Origin of the sequence: Methylotuvimicrobium buryatense (genome assembly GCF_005931095.1) — a bacterium.
In the GTDB taxonomy this organism is placed as follows: domain Bacteria; phylum Pseudomonadota; class Gammaproteobacteria; order Methylococcales; family Methylomonadaceae; genus Methylotuvimicrobium; species Methylotuvimicrobium buryatense.
On sequence record NZ_CP035467.1, the window covers coordinates 3758903 to 3781403 of the forward strand.

At 49.9% G+C, this 22501-nt stretch carries 15 protein-coding genes; 2 read left to right on the forward strand and 13 right to left on the reverse strand.

Annotated elements, in window-relative coordinates:
* Window positions 1-10: 10 nt before the first annotated feature.
* From EQU24_RS16745 to EQU24_RS16770, 5 genes are all read right to left on the reverse strand, one after another.
* The gene (locus tag EQU24_RS16745; protein WP_017842476.1) at window positions 11-2080 is read right to left on the reverse strand and encodes a putative bifunctional diguanylate cyclase/phosphodiesterase; all 2070 of its coding nucleotides are present in this window, start codon (window positions 2078-2080) and stop codon (window positions 11-13) included.
* Window positions 2081-6667, reverse strand: a complete 4587-nt coding sequence (locus EQU24_RS16750; protein ID WP_017842475.1) for a PAS domain S-box protein — start codon at window positions 6665-6667, stop codon at window positions 2081-2083.
* Window positions 6664-7962 carry an urea ABC transporter substrate-binding protein gene (locus EQU24_RS16755; protein WP_017842474.1) on the reverse strand — a complete coding sequence of 433 codons (1299 nt, stop codon included), beginning with the start codon at window positions 7960-7962 and terminating at the stop codon, window positions 6664-6666. The genes EQU24_RS16750 and EQU24_RS16755 overlap by 4 nt, the downstream gene beginning before the upstream one ends.
* A gap of 729 nt (window positions 7963-8691) precedes the next feature.
* Window positions 8692-9852: a ribonuclease D gene (rnd, locus tag EQU24_RS16765; protein WP_017842473.1), complete on the reverse strand. Its 1161-nt coding sequence runs from the start codon at window positions 9850-9852 to the stop codon at window positions 8692-8694.
* A gap of 212 nt (window positions 9853-10064) precedes the next feature.
* Complete coding sequence (locus EQU24_RS16770; protein WP_017842472.1) at window positions 10065-10838, reverse strand: EAL domain-containing protein; 774 nt, start codon at window positions 10836-10838, stop codon at window positions 10065-10067.
* Between the two features lie 255 nt (window positions 10839-11093).
* Here EQU24_RS16770 and rlmKL point away from each other — a divergent pair, with 255 nt between their 5' ends.
* Together rlmKL and EQU24_RS16780 are read left to right on the forward strand one after the other, a co-directional pair.
* Complete coding sequence (rlmKL, locus tag EQU24_RS16775) at window positions 11094-13286, forward strand: bifunctional 23S rRNA (guanine(2069)-N(7))-methyltransferase RlmK/23S rRNA (guanine(2445)-N(2))-methyltransferase RlmL (RefSeq protein WP_017842471.1); 2193 nt, start codon at window positions 11094-11096, stop codon at window positions 13284-13286.
* Entirely contained in the window at window positions 13283-13555 is a 273-nt protein-coding gene (locus EQU24_RS16780; RefSeq protein WP_017842470.1) for an acylphosphatase, read from the forward strand. The genes rlmKL and EQU24_RS16780 overlap by 4 nt, the downstream gene beginning before the upstream one ends.
* 10 nt (window positions 13556-13565) lie before the next feature.
* Here EQU24_RS16780 and EQU24_RS16785 read toward each other — a convergent pair whose 3' ends face one another.
* The 8 genes from EQU24_RS16785 to flgG form a co-directional block, all read right to left on the reverse strand.
* Window positions 13566-14033: an MEKHLA domain-containing protein gene (locus EQU24_RS16785; RefSeq protein ID WP_017842469.1), complete on the reverse strand. Its 468-nt coding sequence runs from the start codon at window positions 14031-14033 to the stop codon at window positions 13566-13568.
* Window positions 14034-14597: 564 nt separating this feature from the next.
* A complete protein-coding gene (locus EQU24_RS16790; RefSeq protein WP_017842468.1) occupies window positions 14598-15926 on the reverse strand; it encodes a PepSY-associated TM helix domain-containing protein in 1329 nt (442 codons plus the stop codon).
* Window positions 15927-16257: 331 nt separating this feature from the next.
* Entirely contained in the window at window positions 16258-17166 is a 909-nt protein-coding gene (flgL, locus tag EQU24_RS16795) for a flagellar hook-associated protein FlgL (protein WP_026130363.1), read from the reverse strand.
* Between the two features lie 13 nt (window positions 17167-17179).
* Entirely contained in the window at window positions 17180-18826 is a 1647-nt protein-coding gene (flgK, locus tag EQU24_RS16800; RefSeq protein ID WP_040575370.1) for a flagellar hook-associated protein FlgK, read from the reverse strand.
* A 27-nt stretch (window positions 18827-18853) separates the two neighbouring features.
* Window positions 18854-19858, reverse strand: a complete 1005-nt coding sequence (gene flgJ, locus EQU24_RS16805; RefSeq protein WP_017842465.1) for a flagellar assembly peptidoglycan hydrolase FlgJ — start codon at window positions 19856-19858, stop codon at window positions 18854-18856.
* A gap of 12 nt (window positions 19859-19870) precedes the next feature.
* A complete protein-coding gene (locus EQU24_RS16810) occupies window positions 19871-20971 on the reverse strand; it encodes a flagellar basal body P-ring protein FlgI (RefSeq protein ID WP_017842464.1) in 1101 nt (366 codons plus the stop codon).
* Window positions 20972-21002: 31 nt separating this feature from the next.
* The gene (gene flgH / locus EQU24_RS16815; RefSeq protein ID WP_017842463.1) at window positions 21003-21671 is read right to left on the reverse strand and encodes a flagellar basal body L-ring protein FlgH; all 669 of its coding nucleotides are present in this window, start codon (window positions 21669-21671) and stop codon (window positions 21003-21005) included.
* Between the two features lie 9 nt (window positions 21672-21680).
* On the reverse strand, window positions 21681-22469 hold the full coding sequence (flgG, locus tag EQU24_RS16820; RefSeq protein WP_017842462.1) for a flagellar basal-body rod protein FlgG: 789 nt from the start codon (window positions 22467-22469) through the stop codon (window positions 21681-21683).
* Window positions 22470-22501: the final 32 nt, after the last annotated feature.

A 22501-nucleotide genomic window follows, 5' to 3' on the forward strand; every position in this document is an offset into this window, starting at 1 on the left:
ATCTTTGCGTCTAAACCGCCCGAGGACTATTCAAAAAAACCGGAACGGCTTCCGCCGGCATCGGCTTGGCAAACAAAAAGCCTTGCATTATATCGGCTTCTCTATGCAGCAGATAATCTCGCTGCGCCTCGGTTTCAACGCCTTCGGCAACCACCTCGATACCGAGCGCATGAGCCAGCGCAATCGTTGCCGAACAAATAGCCGCATCGTTCGGATCGGTTTCGATGTCTTTGACAAAGGTACGATCCAATTTCAAGCGTTGAATCGGCAATAATTTCAAATAAGACAACGATGAATAGCCGGTTCCAAAATCATCGATGGCGAGTTCCACGCCGATGTTTCGCAAAGCATTGAAAATCTCGATCGCAACTTCAGGATTCAGCATCGCCGCAGATTCGGTGATTTCCAATTCCAAATCGCCCCCCGCCAGCTCGTTTGCCCGTAAAACGCTCGCAACCCGCTCGACCAAATGCGCTTGCCGCAATTGCTGTACCGATAGATTCACCGCAATACGCACATCCTTGAAACCTTGACTTCGCCAATCCCGTAATTGCGAACAAGCGGTATTGAGCACCCACTCGCCTAGCCGGCCTATCAAACCGATTTCCTCGGCGACCGGAATGAATTGATCGGGCGGAACATTGCCTAAAACGGGGTGCCCCCAACGAAGCAATACCTCCAAACCGATCACATGGTCGTTTTCGGATTTAACTTGTGGCTGGTAGTGTAAATAAAACTGCCCTTTTTCCAAGGCTTCATGAAGACTATGCTCCAACAACAATCGATCATTGGTGAGATGCTTCATCTCGGCCCGGAAAAACTGGTAATTGTTACGCCCGACCGCTTTAGCATGATACATCGCGGTATCGGCATTTTTCATCAACAACTCGATGGTCTCGCCATCGTGCGGATAAAGACTGATACCAATGCTAGGCGTCGTCCGTAAATTAATCCCATTAACTAAATAAGGTTTCGACAACGCGGTTAATATTTTATCGGCAACATGGGCTGAGGCATGCGCGGCATTTTTATCGGTCAATACAATCACGAACTCATCACCGCCCAAACGCACGACCAAATCGCTATCGCGCACACTTTCCTTAAGCCGATGCGCCACTTCGATCAACAGGCCGTCGCCTACCTGATGTCCCAACGAATCGTTAATCACCTTAAACCGATCCAAATCGATGAACATCACGGCCGCCTCTTCTTCTTTACGGCGAACCAGCAGCATCGTCTGCTTCAGACTGATTTGCAGATATAAACGGTTCGGTAAATCGGTCAAAGGGTCGTGATGCGCGATATGGCGAATCTTTTCCTCGGTGGCTTTTTGCGCACTGATATCGGCAAAACTGGCTATATAATAATCGACCGAACCTGATACGCTGCGCACGACCGATATCGTCAAGAGTTTCGGATAGACGCAGCCGTCCTTATGCCGATCCCAAATCTCGCCTTGCCAAAACCCCGTCTCATTGATCGAGTGCCACATCGCGCGATATTCGTCTGGAGTCGTTTTACCTGAAGCCAGGATGCTGGGGCTTTTTCCGCGGACCTCACTCGCTGCGTATCCGGTTAAGCGTATGAATGCGGGATTAACCTGAAGAATACGATTGTTTCGATCGGTAATCATGATGGCTTCGCCGCTGTGGTCGAACACATGGGCTGCCAGGCGCAATTGAGCCTCAGCGCACTTGCGTTGCAGTATATTGCGTACCCGGGCCATCAATACAGGAACCACGACCGGCTTGGTTAAATAGTCGTCGGCGCCAAGATCCAAGCCCGCAACTTGACTTTGCTCGGAACTGTCGGCACTGACGAATATCACCGGAATATCTTTTGTTGCCGGTCGCGAACGCAATTCCCGCATCACCTCGATACCATTCATGCCGGGCATCATCACATCCAGTAGAATCAGCTCGGGTCTGTCGCTCCGTTGCGCCAAATCCAACGCGGCAGGACCGTTTACGGCGATTTTGATACGGTAATCGGCTTTCAACGCCGCCGCCAAAACATGAATATTTTCGGGTACGTCGTCAACCAATAATATAAGCAGTTTCTTCCCGGGTTCGTCCACCATTTAACTATCCTGTTTTAACAAGGTCAAAAGTCGTTCAATCGTGGTCATTGCGCCGCTGTAATCGAATCTGTCGAGTTGCTTTCGCAAGCGATTCAGCATTTCGCCGGCATGGCCTGAGTCATGAAGCTCCGATAATGCCTCCAAAGAAGTTTCAGGAATCAACTCCCGCTCCTCGACATAGGGTAACAAATCATTTAATACATTCGCGATGGCTTTTTCATCGGCATCCGATGTTTGGACATCATCCGTTTCAAACGCCGTCAAAGCATTGGTAATCGTGTCAACGGCCCGCTGGAGTTGTTCGCTGAAAAATCGGCATAGGTCGGAATTAGATCCGGCATATATCTCCTTTTCCAATGCGGCAGCCGCTCGGCTCAACGAATCCGCACCCAAATGCCCGGCCAAACCTTTAATAGTGTGCAACAAGGCTGCCGCTTCGTCGTATCGTTGCTCCTGCATTAGCCGGTCGAATTGTGCCGGCGAATTGCTGTGCTCATCGGCAAATCCGGCCAGCAGTCGGCGTAATAACACGGCATTACCATCGACCCTCCTTAATGCCCGGTCGATATCGAAGCCGGGCAAATCAGGGAATTCGACGGTATTAGTAACTCCGGGTTCCAAATTTAGCCTGCCTGTTGCCGCTTTGACATTCACGCGATTGAGCCATTTAACCAACAAACGTTCAAGGTCGCTAGGGTCGACCGGCTTTGCAACAAAATCGTCTGCGCCGGCAAGTCGGCATCGAGCACGTTCCTCCGGCATTACCGCCGCACTCATTACGACGACCGGTAACGCATGATAATCCGGTATCGCCTTGATTCGGCGCGTGGCTTCGAAACCGTCCATTTCCGGCATCTGCAGATCCATCAGCACCAAATCGAAGTTTTCTTGCTCAAGTTTGTTTAACGCAACACGGCCGTTTTCGGCAACCGTGACCGATGCGCCTCGATTTTGCAAAATTTCAACAACGACTTCTTGGTTGAGCGCATTATCCTCAACCACCAAAATTTTCACGCCATCGAGACGAATCGCACTAAAGACGTTATCTTCAGGCTTGGGAATCACGGAATGCCCGGCCAGCGTTTCGTATAATACCGATGGCGTTACCGGTTTGGTCAAAATCTTATCAAAATGTATCCTATCGGTTTGAGCCAAAAGCTGCTCTTTATCATAAGCCGTAATCATGATCACTGTCAGCGGATGTTTCAACAAGCCCTTACGGCAATCGTTTTCGAGACGCTCGGCTACTTCGGCTCCGCTCATACCGGGCATGCGCCAATCGAGCAGAACCGTCGAAAACGGACAATGCTTTTGTTCCGCCTGATAAATCTGTCGCAAGGCATTTTCTCCCGAATCCGATGTTTCGCAATACAGTCCCCACTGGGTCAACAAGCACTTGAGTATCAAACGGGAAGTCGATTGATCGTCAACGACAAGTACCCGCTGAGCTCGGATCCGGCTTAAATCGAGATTTTGCGGTGCTTCCGATTCGATACCGACACGAACCGTAAACGTAAAAACAGCCCCCTCGCCTTCGACGCCGGCGGCACCTATCGTGCCCTCCATTAAAGCGACTATCTTGCTGCAAATAGCCAAACCCAAACCGGTTCCGCCGAACTGCCTTGTAATCGAACTATCGGCTTGCGTAAACGGCTGAAATAATAACTCGGCTTTTTCCTGGGACAAACCGATGCCGGTATCGCGAACCGAGAATTGCAATAATAACGAATCGTCGCTCTGCTCAATCGCTTCGACCTTGATATGAACTTCGCCTTCGTTCGTAAACTTAATGGCATTACCGACCAGATTATTGAGCACCTGAGTCAAACGTAACGGATCGCCAATCAAAGTACGATTTGCAGGGGCGTCGATTTCGAAAAAAAGTTCCAAACCTTTTTCCTCAATGCGCGCGGCGAACAAATCGGCGACCGATGTCAGCACCGACTCCACCCGAAACGACACCCGCTCTATTTCCAGTCGCCCGGCCTCGATTTTCGAATAATCGAGCACATCGTTAAGAATGCTCAGCAAGGCTTTCGACGAAGCATGCACTTTTTGCAGAAAATCCTTCTGCCGGGCATTGAGATCGGTTTCCAGAACCAGTTGCGTCAAGCCCAATATGGCATTCATCGGCGTGCGAATTTCATGACTCATATTGGCAAGAAACGCCGACTTGGCCCGATTGGCCGCCTCCGCGCTTTGCTTGGCTTCAATTAATGCAGCTTCGGTTTCCTTTCGAGCACCGATATCGCGCAAAAAGACGACCAATCGGCCTTCGCTGACCGGTAAATAATTGACGCTAACTTCGATATCCAATAATCGGCCATCTTTATGCCGATGCCGGGTTTCAAATCGATCCGCCCCGTTTTTAAAAATATTATCGAGATGCTGTTGAGTTTGTTCGGGGCTTTCGATCGCTTCGATATTCGGTATTGTCATTTGCTGCAATTCATCCCGTTCATAGCCGATTAAACGGCAATAAGCGTCATTGACATCGATAAAACGGCCCTGACTGTCGCACAACGCAAAACCGTCCTGAGTCGTTTCGAGAATGGTGCGATACTCGGCTTCGGACTCCTTACGCGCACTGATATCGATAATCATGCCGATAAAATTGACCGCTTGCCCTTGCAGGTCTCGCAATACTGTTACCGTCAAATCCCCCCAAACGACTCGTCCGGATTTTGTGACGTATCGCTTTTCAAGCCGGTAATCGTCTCTTCGACCCTCTACGATTTCTTCAACCAAACCCACTTCCATCGACAAGTCATCGGCGTGGGTTAGCGTTGCGAAATTGACACTCGATAATTCGGCCGCCGAATATTCTAAAAAGCGAGCCAAACTATCGTTCACCTGCAACAAATTACCCTCGGCATCGGCAAAGACCATGCCGATACTGGCTTTTTCAAAAATCGTACGAAAACGTATTTCGCTATCCAACAGCGCTTGCTCGACTTTTTTTAATTTACCGATATCGACCGCTATCCCGAGATAGCCGCTAATCATCCGGTCGACATTACGCATCATGCTAACGGACAACAAAACCGGAATCGCCGAGCCATCCTTACGCCGATAGAGCCATTCATGCTCATTGGGTTTATTATTACGCGATTTAGCAATAATCGTATCGAAACCGGGCGCTACCGACATACCCAACTGTTCGGAAAACTCTTGCGCCCGCTTTTGAAGCTCGTCAGGATCATGAAATATGTCGGGGCTTTGCTTGCCGATCACTTCGTCCGCCAGATAGCCCAGCATGTCTTCGGCGGCACGGTTGAATACGGTAATGATGCCTTCTGGAGTCGTGGCCATAATCGCATGCGCGGCATTATCGAGTATCGCGGCATGAAGCGTTAACAAATCCTGTAAACGCCGGTTCGCGCTTTCCAAATCTGTAGTGCGCTGCTCGACGCGGAGTTCCAACAGCAATTGATCTTCCGCCAACCGGTCGGTCATACGATTGAAACTGCCCGCCAACTCCTTCAGTTCCTGCCAGCCTTCGACCGGCACTCTTCGATCGATATCGCCGCCGGCAATAAACCCGGCAACTTCAGTCACTCTACGAATCGGCAAAATCAAAGCCCTGCCAAACCACAGCGCGGTAATACTCGACAAAACAAACAATAGCGCCAAGGCTCCCCAAGTCAGTTGCCGTAGTCGCTGAACCGCGGCAAGAGCTTCGTCGACATCCATTTTGACGACCATCCCCCAACTCAAAGATGGTAAATAGCGCCATACCGAAACGATATCGACGCCCACATAATCCTGACTCATGCCCATACCGACTTCACCCGATAAGGCGGAGCGCATCGGACTGGCGGTTTCCGTCAATGGTACTCGATAGCGAAAAGCGGCTTCGCCGATTCGACTTAAAGGACCGACATACAATGCATGATTGCCTTCACGCTGCGCCAAAACAGTCTCGCCGGTCTCGCCCAAGCCGGTGTTGTCTGCGGAAACTTTAATCAATCGATCGAGATTCACTTGAAAGGCCAAGGTTCCAATCGGCCTGCCGTCGCGCAGCAACGGCGTGACGATAAAAACAGCCGGCCTATCCGCGGAAGGTCCGTACGGTGCGGCCGGCGTCAATTGAGTATCGAGCAATGCCAAAGCGCTACGCTGGGCTTCAGCCAATGGCGTATCGCGTAAAAACCCGGAATTTAAATTGCTACCGAGGTCGTCTTCATGCAATATCGAGAAAATGACATTGCCGAGTTTATCGATCAACAACACATCATAATAACCGCTACTGTCTTGAAATCTGACAAAATCGTTTCGATATTTCCGTAGTTCATCTTGGTAACGCACTGAATCAATCGATTCGTCGAATAAAGCCGAAAGCGTGTCCAAAGTTTGATGCGTTAACGGCATATTGGCTAATAGTTGAGCATCGGCCAACCGTTCGTTTAGATAAGCCTCGATTTGATCATGTTTTTTATCGGCAATCGAAGCCAAATGTGTCATGACCGTTCTGGTCAACTCTTGCTCGAACGTTCCGACGAACAAATAAGCCAAACCTGCCAATGGCAAAGGCGACACCATCAAAAAAACCAATAAAGAACGAGGAATGATTTTGCCTAGAATCATTGGCTGTCCTTGTGTGGCAAGGATTGATCCTCGAATGCGACATCGGCCTGTAACCCCTGACTTGCACCGGCTTTACCGCCAGGTTGCAAGCTTTCCAACACATCCAACCACTGCTCCCGAGTCCGATAGTACGGCCAAGGCTTAGGACGCAGCGGCTTTTCGGTGGCAAAAACCTGTTCAAATTGCCCTCCGGGCATCACTTGCCCGATACGCACCATTTTCCAAGTATGCCGGGTCGATAAATCGACCGACGTAATTGCCGAAGGGCCGTTCACAGTTTGTCTTAATATTGTTCGATTTACGCGCGTCGCTTCGGCCGACCCTGCATCACGAACCGCTTGAGCCCAAAGTTTTACACTCACATAAGCTGCCTCCATCGCATCGCCAATCAAACGGTCCTTGCCGAAACGCGCTCCGAATGCGTTAACGAATTGTTTGTTTTCAGGACGATCTATCGATTGAAAATAACTGCTTACCGTAAAATGCCGTTTGAACTTATCGCCTCCCCAGGCCTGCATCTCACCTTCGCTAACGCTAAACGACATCAACGGTATGTCAGCCAAACCCGCGGCAAGTAATCCGGCAAAAAATGCCTTATTGGTATCGCCGTTCAAGGTACTCAGTACGGCATCGGGCCTTTGCTCCAGGATGTCTCGAACGACTAAGGAAACATCTTGTTGGCCTAAAGGTACATAATGTTCGGCTAACACGTGTCCGTCAATCGCGATGCTCAAATCACGAATAATGATATTTGCCGTATGGGGAAAAACATAATCCGAACCGACTAGATAGACGCGGCTTCCGAAATTCTCGAGCGCCCAATGGGTCCCAGGAACAATTTTTTGATTCGGCGCGGAGCCGGTGTAGACGATATTGGGCGACTGCTCGAGCCCCTCATATTGGACCGGATAAAAAAGAAGATGATCAAGGCGCTCAACGACCGGTTTGACTGCCTTACGACAAGCAGATGTCCAACAAGCAAACAATGCACCGACTTTCTCTTGTGTGATCAGTCGCTCTGCCTCACCTGCAAATACATGCCAATCGGACTGTCCGTCGACAACCGTCATTGCGACGGAACGTCCCAACAGCCCGCCTTCGTTATTGATTTCGTCGACCGCCAAGCTAATCGCATCGATCAATGGCGCCTCGCTGACCGACATCGTGCCGGTCAGCGAATAAATCACGCCAATACGAATCGGCTCAGTTCCTGGCAGTGTCGACCGAATAGTTAACAATGCGATCAATACCGCGACAACGCTAATCCGTAGCAAAATAGTCACTATTTTATGCATCGAGTACCGCTCCCAACATCGGATAATCCGAAAATTCCTGTAATCCATGACAACTGGATTCCCCCGATGCATCCATGCGCTAATGCCAAAACCTAAAGTGTAATGGGGGTATCAGCTTACTTCTATACCCTTTGCTGGTCAAATTTCGGCGCCGGGGGGTCCGTCAAAGGACGCCGTGAATACGTCCATGTAGGCTCTGTGAACAGCATCCCTGCTGTCAAAGCCTTTGCCGAACACCAGCACTTCCCAGTTTGAGCAGTTTCGCCGATTTTAGGGTGTGGGGTATGCCTGTCGAGGAACGCCGTAAACCCATCCATGGGGGCTTGGCGGCAGCGCCCTGCTGCCGACATCCTCGCCAAGCATACCCCACACCCTTTTTGATCTCCAAATTGGGAATTGCTGGCCGAACACCCCGGCGCCTCCATGCGTCAATGCCGAAATTTGAAGTGCGATGGGTATATTAAGTTTAGGTAAACCCGTCATTCCGCCATGGACTGGCGGAATCCAGTTCCATAGATAGCGAGCTTTTGAGGCACGCTAGGGCCTGAATGCAAGCAATCCTTGTTCCCACCGCTACTGCATGGGGATACACACCAACCTTATCTCGATAGCCAAGATATGGGGTCCCACAGAAGAGGGTCGTGGGAACCGGAAAAGCCTGCCATCTATAGCAACTGGATTCTCCAGACCTCCTTAAGCATCGCCGAAATTTGAAGTGCAGTGGGTATATCAACTAGAAGGATTATCAATGGTATAGACTTTTTCTCCATCAATACCGAGCACTTGCTCGCCTTTCAATAATCCCATCAACTCGCGGCCGGCCATTGCATAGCGCCAACCTTTCAACAATAAAGACTCGGGATCTTCAAACAATAATAATTCCAATGCCTTACGGTCAGCCAAGATAGCCGGATTCAGTGAATTTTCGTCCGCTCTAATGCGTACCAATGCCGTCAAAATATCCAAAATAGCTTCTTGCTGCTGGGTCTTTTTGGGGGATCGGCCATTTTCGTGCAGTGGTATCGGCGGCTTTTGCTTGGCTTCATTGATCAATTGACAAAGTACTTTGCCGTGCTTGTTAACCATGCGCTCATTGATATTATGGACTTTCAACATTTCGTCGACAGTACCGGGTTGCTGCTTTGCCAACTCAAACATCATATCGTCGCGAAGCAGCCAATTTCGAGGCCTATCTTCTTTTTGCGCGGTTTGCTCGCGCCACTCGGCCAAGGTTTGTACGATTGATAATTGCTTACCGGTCAGTTTATTTTTGCCGCGAATTTTAAGCCAAGCATTTTCCGGTGAAATATCGTAAAGTTCGGGATCGTTCAACATCGCAAAATCGCTTTCCAGCCAATCCCTACGATTGAGCTCGGCCAATTTCTTGAGCATGGTTTGATAAATTTGACATAAATAAATCACGTCGTCGGCTGCATACTGTAATTGCTCCTGACTGAGCGGCCTAACGGTCCAGTCGGTGCGGGTATGGGCTTTGCTCAGATTAATATTCAAAAAACTCGATACCAGCATCGCATAACCGGGATTTTCCTGAAATCCCAACAAGGGTGCGGCAATTTGCGTATCGAAAATCGGCTGCGGAATTTTACCGGTCAATTGATAAAATATTTCCAGATCTTGCCTGCAGGAATGGAACACTTTGGTTATCGCCGGATTATAGATAGCTTCGAACAGCGCGCTTAAATCATCCAAAGCGATCGGGTCGACACAAGCAACCCATTCGGGCGTCGCGATTTGCAGCAAACAAAATTTGGGATAATAGGTTTTTTCCCTAAGAAATTCGGTATCGAGCGCCAGCCAAGATTCCTTGGCGATTTGCCGGCACAATTCGTCAAGCTTTTGCGGAGTATCGATATATTGAATGGCGGTCATGGTTCGTCACGTTAACTAAATGAATGCAACACGGCGGGCTTAATCTCTTAAACGACAAAAATCCAAGCACGGCGCGAAAAATATGCGATTATCACTTAGTTAAGTTAATTTTGCGACTCGAATTTAGTCCAGCCTTTACTCGCGACATTTCGGCGGAAGAGTATTTGGCAAATTTTTCCGATATAAACGCTATGATCCGCTCTCCCTGGCGTTCAACGGCCGGCAAACGCATTCGGCGTCAAAGCCGCCAACGATTGAAATGCCGGCTTAGCGAAATAATAGCCTTGAAATAATTCCAAGCCAAAAGATTGCAGCACACTCAGCTCTTCATAAGTTTCGATGCCTTCGGCAAGAGGTATAATCGATAGCTCGCCGCATAGCTGCAAGATCGCTTTGACTATGGCTTGCCGATTACGGTCTTGATCGATATGACGAATCAAAGCCATATCCAGTTTAATAATATCGGTTTGGATTTCGGCTAATAAATTGAGTCCGGAGTACCCGGCTCCGAAATCGTCTATCGCGGTTTTAAAACCTTGCGCTTTATAATACTGAACGATTTCGAGTAAATGCGCATGATCCTTAACTTGCTCGCCTTCTGTAATTTCGAAAATAATGCGATCGACCGGAAATCCATAGATTTTGGCTGCTTCCAATGTTGTTCTTATGCACAACTCGGGGCGATAAACCGCATTCGGCATAAAATTAATACTCAAAAAAGTATCCATATTCAACTCCGAGGCCAACTTAATCGCCTTTGTGCGGCAACTTTGGTCGAATCGATAGCAATTTGCATCGTTGACCAGCTCGAACACCTTACCTGCCGGCTCGTTATTTAAACCTCTCGCCAAGGCTTCATGAGCATAAATCGACTGCGTCGTCGTATTCACGATGGGCTGAAACGCCATCGTGAAATCGAAACCTAATCCGGCCCCGCCCGCACATTCCGCGCAGCCTAGTTGTTTATAATGGTTATCCGATTTCATGTTTTATCAACCCGCTTCAGTTTATTGTTATTTTTCGATCTTGAGTGCCGCATACTTTATGCATTCCCCCGCTGTAGCGATGGGAACGAGGAAAAACCCACTTACATTCATGCATCATTTACGTTTATTCAAGCTATTCTAGTCGTCTTAACCCATCATTTGTAATTGAAATACTCGGCGCACTCGCTCAAACTATGTTTTTTATTATCCAGTTCTCACTTTTCGCGTGCGAACCCATACGGAACTTACTTCATAATGACCTCATTTTCACTGTTCGCGACATCCCCGAAAGCCTTGGAACAACTGCTTGCCGACGAACTGTCCATGCTGGGCGCAAATCATATCAAACAAACCGTTGCCGGCGTCGCGTTCGAAGGCACGCTTGAAACCGCCTACCGGGTATGCCTATGGTCGCGCGTCGCCAACCGAGTCTTACTGGTGCTGAGCACTTTCGATGTCAACAGCCAGGACGACCTGTATCGCGGCGTCAAGAAAATCAACTGGTTCGAACACCTAAAGCCGGACGATTCGATCGCGGTCACGTTCAGCGCGAAAAACTCGAAAGCGATCAACAATACTCATTTCGGCGCGCTCAAGGTCAAGGACGCGATCGTCGATCAAATGCGAGCGAAATTCAACAAACGTCCTTCGATCGACACCGAACAACCGTCGCTACGCGTCAATGTTTATCTGCACGGCGAAAAGGCGCAATTAAGCATCGACCTGTCCGGCGAAAGCTTGCATAAACGCGGTTATCGCGATATCAACATCAAGGCGCCGATCAAGGAAAATTTGGCTGCGGCGATTCTGATCCGCTCGGGATGGCCCGCGATCGCCAAACAAAACGGCTCTCTGCTCGATCCGATGTGCGGTTCCGGCACGCTTTTGGTCGAAGGCGCGATGATCGCCGCCGATATCGCACCGGGATTATTGCGCAAACATTACGGTTTCAGCGGCTGGAAAAAGCATGACCCCGAACTTTGGCAAAATCTGATCGACGAAGCCGAACGACGTAAATCCGACGGACTGAAAACATTGCCGATGATCGTCGGCTTCGACCAAAGCCGACATAGCCTGAATGCGGCGGCGCTACACATCGAGCGAGCCGGATTCAACGGCAAGATTCATCTGGAACGGCGCGATATCGCCGATGCGCGGCCTGCCGCCGGCTGGCCGAAAGGCCTTTTGGTCTGTAATCCTCCTTACGGAGAACGCCTAGGCGACGCGGAAGAAACCGCCGAGCTTTATCAAAAGTTCGGTGACACGCTGAAAGCCGAATTTTCCGGCTGGCAAGCCGCGCTGATCGTCAGCGATCCCGAACTCGGATTCCGCCTCGGGATTCGTTCGCAAAAACCGATCACGCTTTATAATGGCGCTCTCGAATGCAAATTGCTGCGCATGACGATAGCCGATGCGGCCTTTTTTATTCCGAAGCCTAAAAACCGCGACGAACGCCTCGCGCAAATTGCGGAAAGCGTGACCGGCAGCGGCGATACCGGTGCTGAAATGTTCGCCAACCGCGTCAGGAAGAATCTGAAAAAACTGAGCAAGTGGGCCAAGCAAAACCAAATCGATTGTTACCGGGTTTACGATGCCGACCTGCCAGAATATGCGGTCGCGGTCGATCTGTACCGGGGCGATAAAACCTGGATCATCGTGCAGGAATACGAACCGCCGAAATCGATAGACCCGGACAAAGCCGACCAACGCTTGGCCGGGGTCTTGGCGGAAATTCCGGACTTATTCGGCATTCCGAAAGAACAGGCCTTTCTGAAAATACGGCGCAAGCAAAAAAGCAGCGATCAATACGAAAAACAAGGCCACAACAACGAATTCCATGTCATCGAAGAAGGCGGCTGCAAATTGCGCGTCAATTTTGCCGATTATCTCGATACCGGCGTGTTTCTCGATCATCGCCCGATGCGGCTGCGTATTCAACAGGAAGCCCAGGGCAAGCGTTTTCTGAATCTGTTCGCCTATACCGGCAGCGCGACGGTGCATGCTGCTGTCGGCGGCGCAAAATCGACCACCACGGTCGATATGTCGAAAACTTATCTGGACTGGGCAGAGCAGAATCTGGCCTTGAATGTAGCCGGCGGCGATCACGAATTCATCCGCGCCGATTGTTTGGAATGGCTGGCCGATGAAGCCAAACAGCCTTATGCCCGTCAATACGACCTGATCTTTTTGGACCCGCCGACGTTTTCCAACTCCAAGCGCATGGACGACGTATTCGATATTCAAAACGACCATGTCGAATTGATCGAAAACGCGGCGGCCTTGCTGGCGCCCGGCGGCGTGCTGTATTTCTCGACCAATTTCAGGCGCTTTAAACTCGACACCGAGGCCCTATCGGAGTTAGTGATCGAAGACATCACGGCGGCGACGATTCCGGAAGATTTTGCCCGAAATCCCAAGATTCATTATTGCTGGAGGATTAGCGAATGACCAAACAAGTCAGAATACTCGTATCGGGCCGAGTGCAAGGCGTTTACTTCCGCGCCTTCACGCAAAAGGAAGCACGGAAACATCAACTGTCCGGATTCGCGAAAAACCTGCAGGACGGCCGGGTCGAAGTGGTCGCGGCCGGCCCCAAGGAAGCGGTGGAAAAGTTGATACGATGGTGTCATAAAGGACCGATCACGGCCCGGGTCGATCACATCGAAACCGAAGAACTGACAGGCATCGATATTCCGGCCGGCTTTGAGATTCGGTGAAAAGTATACTTTATAAAAAGCACCAATCGCTGAAGCAGGCGGCCTGGCCTTTATAGTTTCCGTGTCGATCGATCAGATTCCAAACCACGGCATTTTCGATCATGAAACGGGTTCCGGTACTCGAAATACGCACGCCTTGATAATGATCGATATAGCCCTGTTCAGTAACCTTCTTCAACAAACGACTTCGTTCTTGCCGATTGACCGGTTCCGCGGATAGCCTGGACGGCGTCCGAGTAAATTCATCCCAATTCATTTCGAATAAGGTCAATGCCTGAGCATTCGCATAATTAAACACGGGGTCGTCGGCGGTGTCGTGCGAAACCACGGCGAATGGCGCATGAAACAAAGCTTCGGCAAATTCCTGACTCCCGCAAATGCCGTTAATCAGCGGTTTACCGAGCAAGCGATTATAACTGTCGCCCAATAAGGCGGCATGTTCTGCTAAAAAGTGATTATTAAACGAGGGTTTTTCCATTGATCTTAGAAAAAGCATTTCACCATGAAGAATATGAAGCCGCGTAGCCCGGATGGAGCGTAGCGCAATCCGGGAAGCTCGGAGCCACGCCACTCCCGTATTTCGCTACGCTGCATACGGGCTACATGGCTAAACTACCGATTTTACTGTGAAAGATCGTAAATTTGGATTCATTATCTAATTTTTCGATATGCAAAACTCCGTTCTGGCAATGCCGGTTCCGGAGAGGGTGCGGTTGCTCGATCGACAGGCGTCGGCGGCAGGGACAGCCGCCGTCGAGCCTACATGGACGTATTCACGGCGTCCTGTCGAGCGAGTGACCGCACCCTCCCCACGCCGCACAATTTCATTTGCCGGGCCTTCATGAACATTATACCCATCGCACTTTAAATTTCGGCATTGACGCATGGAGGTGCCGGGGTTTTCGGCAAAAGCTTTGACAGCAGGGATGCTGTCACAGAGCCTACATGGACGTATTCACGGCGTCCTTTGACGGACACCCCGGCGCCGAAATTTGACCAGCAAAGGGTATAGAATGATTCTTTTATTCCGGGCTAAGATTATTTATTTCGATAACCCGGATGCAAACTCAAGGCAGCGCCGCCATAACTTTTGTGCCTTTACTCTAAGATGAGGTTCGTTTCGCTCGATATAACGTACCAATAAACCGGCCCAACGCATCCCCTCCAAGCCGATGCGTTGCCCTATTGTTAGCGCATAAGACAGCAAAGGGCGTAAATTCGGCACGTTCACCGGCCTGTCCTTAAGCCAGCCCTTCCTTCGCAACCAAATCATCAACCCGCTGACATAAAGTATCAGCGGAAGCCACCCGACTATAAACCATAAAAACCTGCCCCAAGGACCCAACGCTTCGCCGGTATGAATCGGCCAGATAGCAATAGTCAAAGCTTGACCGGACGTAAAACTATAAGGATCGCGCGCCGCCTTGATATGGCCGCTCCAGCGGTCCACCCAAACGGTCGTAAACGGATGCTTTCGATTGATTTCTTCGTTTTGGCGCAAATCGACACGATAGATGCCGGACGCACCTGCCGGGGTCGTGATGCGTCTGAGTTTAGCTTTCGGAAACGGACCGCGGGCCAATAACACAGCCTCTTCCATCGTAACCGGCCTGTCATTCGGAACGGCGGTACTTCGTATCGGCGGACCTTGATCGCCGTGTCCCAAATTATCCGCACCGGTCAAACTTTCCAACACGGAAGGAAAACTCAAATGGAGTCCGGTGACGATCAATGTTGGCAACAATAACGCACCGACCAAGCCAATCATCCGGTGCAGATCAAATGCCAAACGAACGATACCGGAATGATAACGAATCTTGAAGGCTTGCAAAAATCGCCCTTTGCCCGGCCACCATAAATAGATTCCGGTTAGAATCGAAACGCCGAACAACAAGCCGAGATAACCGACCATTCGCCAACCGCTTCGATCCAGCCGAAGTTGCGTGTGTAGATCAAGCAGCCAAGTCGTTAGCGTACTACCCCAAAACCGACTGGCAACGACCTCCCCGGTATAAGGATTGACCGAAACCATCAACGGCGCGTAGAGTTCGCCGGTCGTCTCATGCGGTTTTTCATACCAAGCGGTTACCATGCCGCTCGGCGTTTGCGGCATTTCCAATGTCCATGGACCATGCCTTGCCGGATGGACCGCCTTGACCGAAGCCATGATGCGATCGAGCGGCAAATAATTGCCGGATTGGTTGTCTACCTTGAGACTTGGATTCAACAAACCATCCAATTCCTCGCGATAAACGCTAAGACTGCCGGTCAGGCCGATCAGTACAAATAAAAAACCTAAGCCCAGCGCCAAGTAAAGGTGCAGAATCAGCCAGGTATTTCGTCCTGGCATACGTTGAATAAATCGCCGCATGAAATCCTTACTATGCTAAATAAACAAGCGGATTATCCCATACGCGCAGATCACTGTCTCTTTTGGAGGCTCAAGATACAGGGCAAACGCATTAAAGCGATATGTATAACCCTAACAAAGAGCAGTTGACATGTGTTGTAGACCGTTCGTGCTGAGCTAAGTCGAAGCATGAAGGGTCTACAACACTTTCACCGTCTTGGTGGAGCCTCAAACTACCATTCACCCTTCGACGGGGCTCTCCTGAGCGCAGCCGAAGGGCTCAGGGCGAACGGTAGTTTGAGGCTCTCAACTGCTCTTTTTAGAATAACTGAGTTTGGACTTCGTCTGTAAGCTATAAGTAATTGAATAAAGAGAGTCGCTGTACTGTGGTAAACGTTTGTTGAGCCGCTTGTAACGATATTGTCTGTAAATTGAACCGGCTGATGGCTTCGGCCCAATCGAGGTCTTCCGTTTCCGACAATACTGTTTTCATGTTCAATAAAATATCTTCATTGTATATTTCTTGACGATCTAGCGCGTTTAACCGAGTACCGACCGAGGAGTGAATCGATGCAACTCTATCCATGGCAACATCCAGCTCACCCAGAGTCGCCGATTGCGGATTATTATTTTTAAACTCATCCGACAACTTCCGAACAACATCGAGCATATTGTCGACTCCGCCGGGTGTAGAGGGGCCGAACACGCTCGCACCGTCATCGCCGTCGCTAATCTGCCTTGCATCGCCGATCTTCACAAAACGCCGGGTATTGTCCCCGACATATTCATAAAAAGGCGGATCAGTCGCGGCATCGATATCCTTAAACGGTGCCTCAAGCGAGGCCAATCCTGCAAATAAATATTCGCCATTGGAATTTTTGGTATTCGCCAAACCCATTAGCTGTTCGTTCAACCCATCCAACGCATCGGCAATCGCCAGCCGTTCAGAGGGGCTATTGATATCGTTCAAGCCTTGCAAGACGAGGTCTCGAATCGAAAAAACCACATCGGTAACGGTTTGCAGCGTCACTTCTTCCAGCGAAAGTCTTTGCCGCGCCGTATCGATATTACGTTGATATTGCTCGGTTTGTTCGATACGTTGTTTAAAATCCAAAATTCTGACCGCCGCAACGGGGTCTTCCGATGGCGTCAGAATCTTCTTGCCCGACGATAACTTCAACTGGGTTTGATTGAGCTGCGCACTCTGTTTAAGCATTGAGTTAAGACTTAACTGATGGGAAAACGCTGTTGAAACTCGCATGACTAATCCTCTGTTACCTGAACGCGTTCAGCATGGTGTCGAATACCGTGCGCGCAACATTAACGGCTTGCGCCGCAGCTTGATAAGAATTTTGATACTTGATGAGATTAGCCGCTTCTTCATCGAGATTGACACCGGCAAGGTTTTCTCTCGCTTGACTGGCTCTGTTGAATAATATTTCCTGAGCCGACCGGCTCACGTTAGCCGAATGAGCCGCAACACCGATTTGCGATACCAGTTGACCGTAAGTCTGAGTCAACGACCGGCCGCCGGTCATGAACGCCCCCGATTCCAAATCCGCCAATTTCAATGCATTGCGATTGTCGCCCGGCAACGCCGTTCCACCTGGAGGCACTTGCTCGGCCGCCGCGATCAAAGCGGGATCTTTTATTTCAGTTTTGATATTTTTAGCCGCATTATACGTCGGCCGGATCAAAAAGCTGGCATCGCCGGTTGGGGCTGTCGTCACATCAATGTCGATACCGCCGACCGTCTCGGGAAAAGTACCCGAAATCGGAATATTCACGTTATCGCTCAAGCGCGTCAAACTATAGCTCCCGCCGATATAGTCGAGACGATAATCGCTGGCTTTCAATTGATTAATCGTTGCGGGATCGAAAACCGCGCTGACGGCACCGCCTCCGGGAAAAGTATCATCTCCTATCACAGCAATTTCCGGGTTGCCCATCGAAAATAGGTCCAGCCCGTCATCGCCATTCAAATCGGAGCCTTCTTTATGCAGATCATTGAATCGTACGCTCAATCCAGCCGCAACTAAGCCTAATTGCTGTTGAGCGGGATTGAGTATTTCATCGCGAAAACGCATCACTCCGGCCAATTGTCCGCCGGTAATGAACTTCGAGACATTTTGATCTCCGATAAGTACTTGTTGGCGTTCAGGCTCGCTATTGGAGGGCTTCAAACTTACGGTCGATGCATTCATTCCCAATACAAGCGATTGCCCCTGCCCGATGAATACGCTAACCGAACCGTCTTGCTGATCGAGCACCGAAACATTGGTTAATGTTGACAATTTTTGTAACATTAGATCTCGGCCATCGAGCAAATCGTTCGGCATTTTACTGCCGGAAGACTGCCCTATATCGGAAGCGATGCGTTTGTTTAAATCGGCAATACCCGAGGCCAACAAGTTAATCTCATTGACCATCGATTGCATATCGACATTGACTTGATTACGCAACGAATCCAATTGCCCCGCCATCATATTGAAGTGGTTCGCTAGAGAATCCGCTTCCCCAAGCATGACTTGCCGGGCCGGAATCGATGTCGGATCGCCTGCAACATCATTCACGGATTTAAAAAACCCGCTTAATGAAAACGCAAGACCTGTTTCATCGTTCGCAACAATAAAATCGACTTGCCTAGCCATCGATTGCAACTTATCCGCTTCACCGAAAGCCGAGGCACTGGAACGTAATTGCCCGCTGATGAACTGATCGTAACTTCGGGTAATATCGGTAACCTGTACGCCTGCGCCCATATAGCCGGAGCCGATAAATTGCGCGGGCTTTGCTGCCAATTCGACACGCTGCCGGCTGTAGCCTTCGGTATTGACATTGGCAATATTGTGACTGGTCGTGTCCAGCGAGCGTTGAAAAGCCATAAGCCCTGAAATTGCCGTGCCTAATATTCCACTCATCTTATTGCCCTGCTAAATTATTCTCTACTATTGCATCGCCACAACGACATTCGGTTGATAACTCGCCACATCGTCGCTGTGATAAATTCTCATCACCTTATCCGCATAATGCGGGTCGGTCGCATAACCGGCTTTTTGCAACTCCTGCATGTAGCGCCCCGGATTGTCTGCATGCTTTAATGCTTGACTGTAACGAGGGCTGTTTTTCACTAACCGGACATAGTCGTCGAAACTTTCCTGATAAGAATCATAAGATCTAAACCCGGCCATTTGTTTTTGAGGAATACCTTTTTCGTATTCCAATGTGGCAACATTCGTCCGCTTGCCCGTCCAAGAAGATCCCGCCTTGATATTAAACAAATTAAAACTGCTGCTGCCGTCCTTGTGTTTGATCACCGACCTGCCCCATCCGGTTTCCAAGGCAGCTTGCGCCAGCAGCACCTTAGGTTCGACACCTAATTCGGCGGCGGCTTTCTCGGCATGACCATGCAAACGTTTTACAAATTGCCTTGTTGTTCGAATTGGCTCCTGTGATTTTATCTCTTCGCTGCCGATGGATTTTGACTCTAATGATTGTATCGGCCGATTGCTGTTTTTTATTAGCCTTGATTTGACTCCGGACGAAATCGGCATCAAATCCGACGCATCCTTCTTAGCCTTATTTGCGGGTGGAAATCGCTGTAACGGATTGTTCAAATAATCGTCAAGCGTCATTCGTTCGGTTTCGCCGGTTTTTTCGCCGCCTAATTGCTTAACGATTAAATCGGCTAGACCGACGCCCGGTTTGCCTGATAAATGTACGGCCAATTGTTGATCGTACATTTCCCGATAAAATTCGCTCTGATCGTTATCGAGCATGCTGTCGGCTAATTTAGCCTCACGCATACTTTTCAATACCATGTTTAAAAATAACGATTCGAATTGTTTGGCGACCTCGTTGATCGCCCCCGGCTTTTCTTGTTTAGCCTGATTTCGTAACCGGGACAAACCTGAAAAATCGGTATAGACATCGGCATTGCCTGGATTCAACACGACCCACCTCCGCTAAATGACAATCAATTCCGCACGTAAGGAACCTGCAGACTTGAGCGCTTCTAATATGGCGACCAAATCGCTCGGCGCCGCACCGATATTATTGACTGCGGCAACGATTTCATCGAGCGAAACACCGGGATTAAACATAAACATTCGATTGTTTTCTTCTTCGACGATAATATCGGTTTGCGGAACCACCGCCGTTTCGCCTGCCCCGAAAGGCGCCGGTTGAACAACTTGCGGGCTTTCACTAACCGTTACGGTCAAGCTACCGTGCGTCACGGCGGCTGGTTGCACCGTCACTTTTCCGTTGATCACAACAGTGCCGGTTCTGGAGTTGATAATCACTCGCGCCGGCGCATCGTCTGCCGCTAGCGTCAAATTTTCGACCATGGAGGTAAACATGACCCGCTGAGACGTCTCGGACGGTGCGCTGACTTTGACGGAAGTCGCATCAATCGCTGTCGCGGTATTCTGCCCGAAAGTTCGATTAATTTCTGCGGCCATGCGGTTGGCATTGGTAAAATCGGCGTTATGCAAATTGAATACCAGAAACTGACCGTCGGCAAATGGCGTTGCCACCTCCCTCTCGACCGTTGCCCCATTGGGAATCCGACCGACAGCCGGGTTGTTGATGGTAATTTTAGATCCGTCTAGACCGCCGGCGCTCAAACCGCCCACGACTAGATTGCCCTGAGCGACAGCATAAACCTGACCGTCCGCGCCTTTCAGCGGGCTCATCAGTAACGAACCGCCACGCAAACTTTTCGCATCGCCGATCGATGATACTGTCACATCAATGGTTTGCCCCGGTTTCGAAAAAGGCGGTAATTCGGCGTGAATCGAAACCGCGGCGACATTACGCGCCCTGGGATCGATATTCGGCGGCAATGTCATACCCAATCGTGCCAACATACTACGCAGTGCCTGACCGGTGAATAAGGTTCTGTCTCCGGACTTATCGAGACCGACAACCAAGCCGTAGCCAACCAACTGGTTGGCTCTAACGCCGGCTACCGAGGCCAAATCTTTAATCCGCTCGGCATGGACCGTCGTCATTAAGCCAAACCAGAGCAACGCAGTGACTATTACAGTCTTTATTTGTTTCATTGCCAGTCCTCACAACCGGTAAACTACTGAATTAAAACGGAAACCACGGACTCATTAAAAAACGCGCCAACCAACCCATTTTGCTGGCGTCGGCAACGGCACCATCTCCGGTATACATGATTGTCGCATCCGCCACTCGACTAGAAAGCACGCTATTCGCGACATCGATATCGACCGGCCGGACAATGCCTGACAAGCGGACATATTCGCTGCCCTGATTGAGCGCGACACGTTTTTCGCCGCGTACTCTCAAATTACCGTTCGGTAATACCTCGACGACGGTTACCGATAAATCGCCGGTGAGACTGTTACTTTGATTGGCTTCGCCTTCGCCGGTAAATTGATGATTTGTCGCCACTTCGGTTTCGACATCATGCCCTAGCAATTGAGCTGCTTCCATGCCGAAGATCATCGGCGCCTTTACCGACAAAGAAGTATTTTTTCTAGCTTCCATATCTGATAATTTCTTTGCCTGCGTTCTTTCCACCAACCGAATTGTCAATATATCGCCAACCCGTTTGGCGGTATGATCCTCGAATAAACGCATATCGTAATTGGCTTGATAAATCGAACCGCTATTTTGGGCCGGCGCCCGCAAATCGGCAGGTTCGACCGGCGCGAACGCCGGGTCGCGAGTCGGTAAAGGCGTACAAGCTACCGCAAACAAGGATATGAATATTATCCATTTAAAATGCGCCATGACGGTCACCTAAAGTTGTTGCGTCACATAGGACAACATTTGATCGGTCGTCGAAATCGCCTTGGAATTCATTTCGTAAGCGCGTTGCGTCTCGATCATGTTGACGAGTTCTTCGACGACATTGACATTCGAGGTTTCCAAAGATCCTTGGAACACGGCGCCGAATTCGTTTTCGCCGGGGATACCTAGCACCGGAGGGCCGCTCGCAACAGTTTCGCGAAACAGATTCTCGCCGACCGGCTCAAGGCCTGCATAATTGATAAAATCGGCCGTTTGAATCTGACCCAATTGAACCGCCGCCGGGCTTCCCGGCTGCACAACAGAAACAGTACCGTCCCGTGTAATCGACAAACTGATCGCATCGTTCGGCACGGTAATCGCCGGCTCCAGCAACAAACCGCCGGCCGTGACGATTTGACCCAAAGAATCCAATTTGAACGAACCGTCTCGAGTATAAGTAATGTCGCCGTTGGGCATCAAAACCTGAAAGAAACCCCGCCCGCTGATTGCAACATCCAAGGAATTTTCGGTTTGTACCATATTCCCCTGAGTATGCAATTTCTCGGTGGCAACTGTTCTAACTCCGGCACCTAGTTGCAAACCGGTGGGAAGCTCGTTGCCTTGATTGGTTTGCGACCCGGCTTGACGAATATTTTGATAGATCAAGTCTTCGAAAATCGCTCTGGACTTCTTGAAACCGGTCGTATTAACGTTGGCCAAGTTATTGGCAATTACCGCCATCCGTGTTTGCTGGGCATCGAGACCCGATTTAGCCACCCATAATGCTCTTTCTGTCATGATAACCTCCTATGATGACGAATTACCGTCTT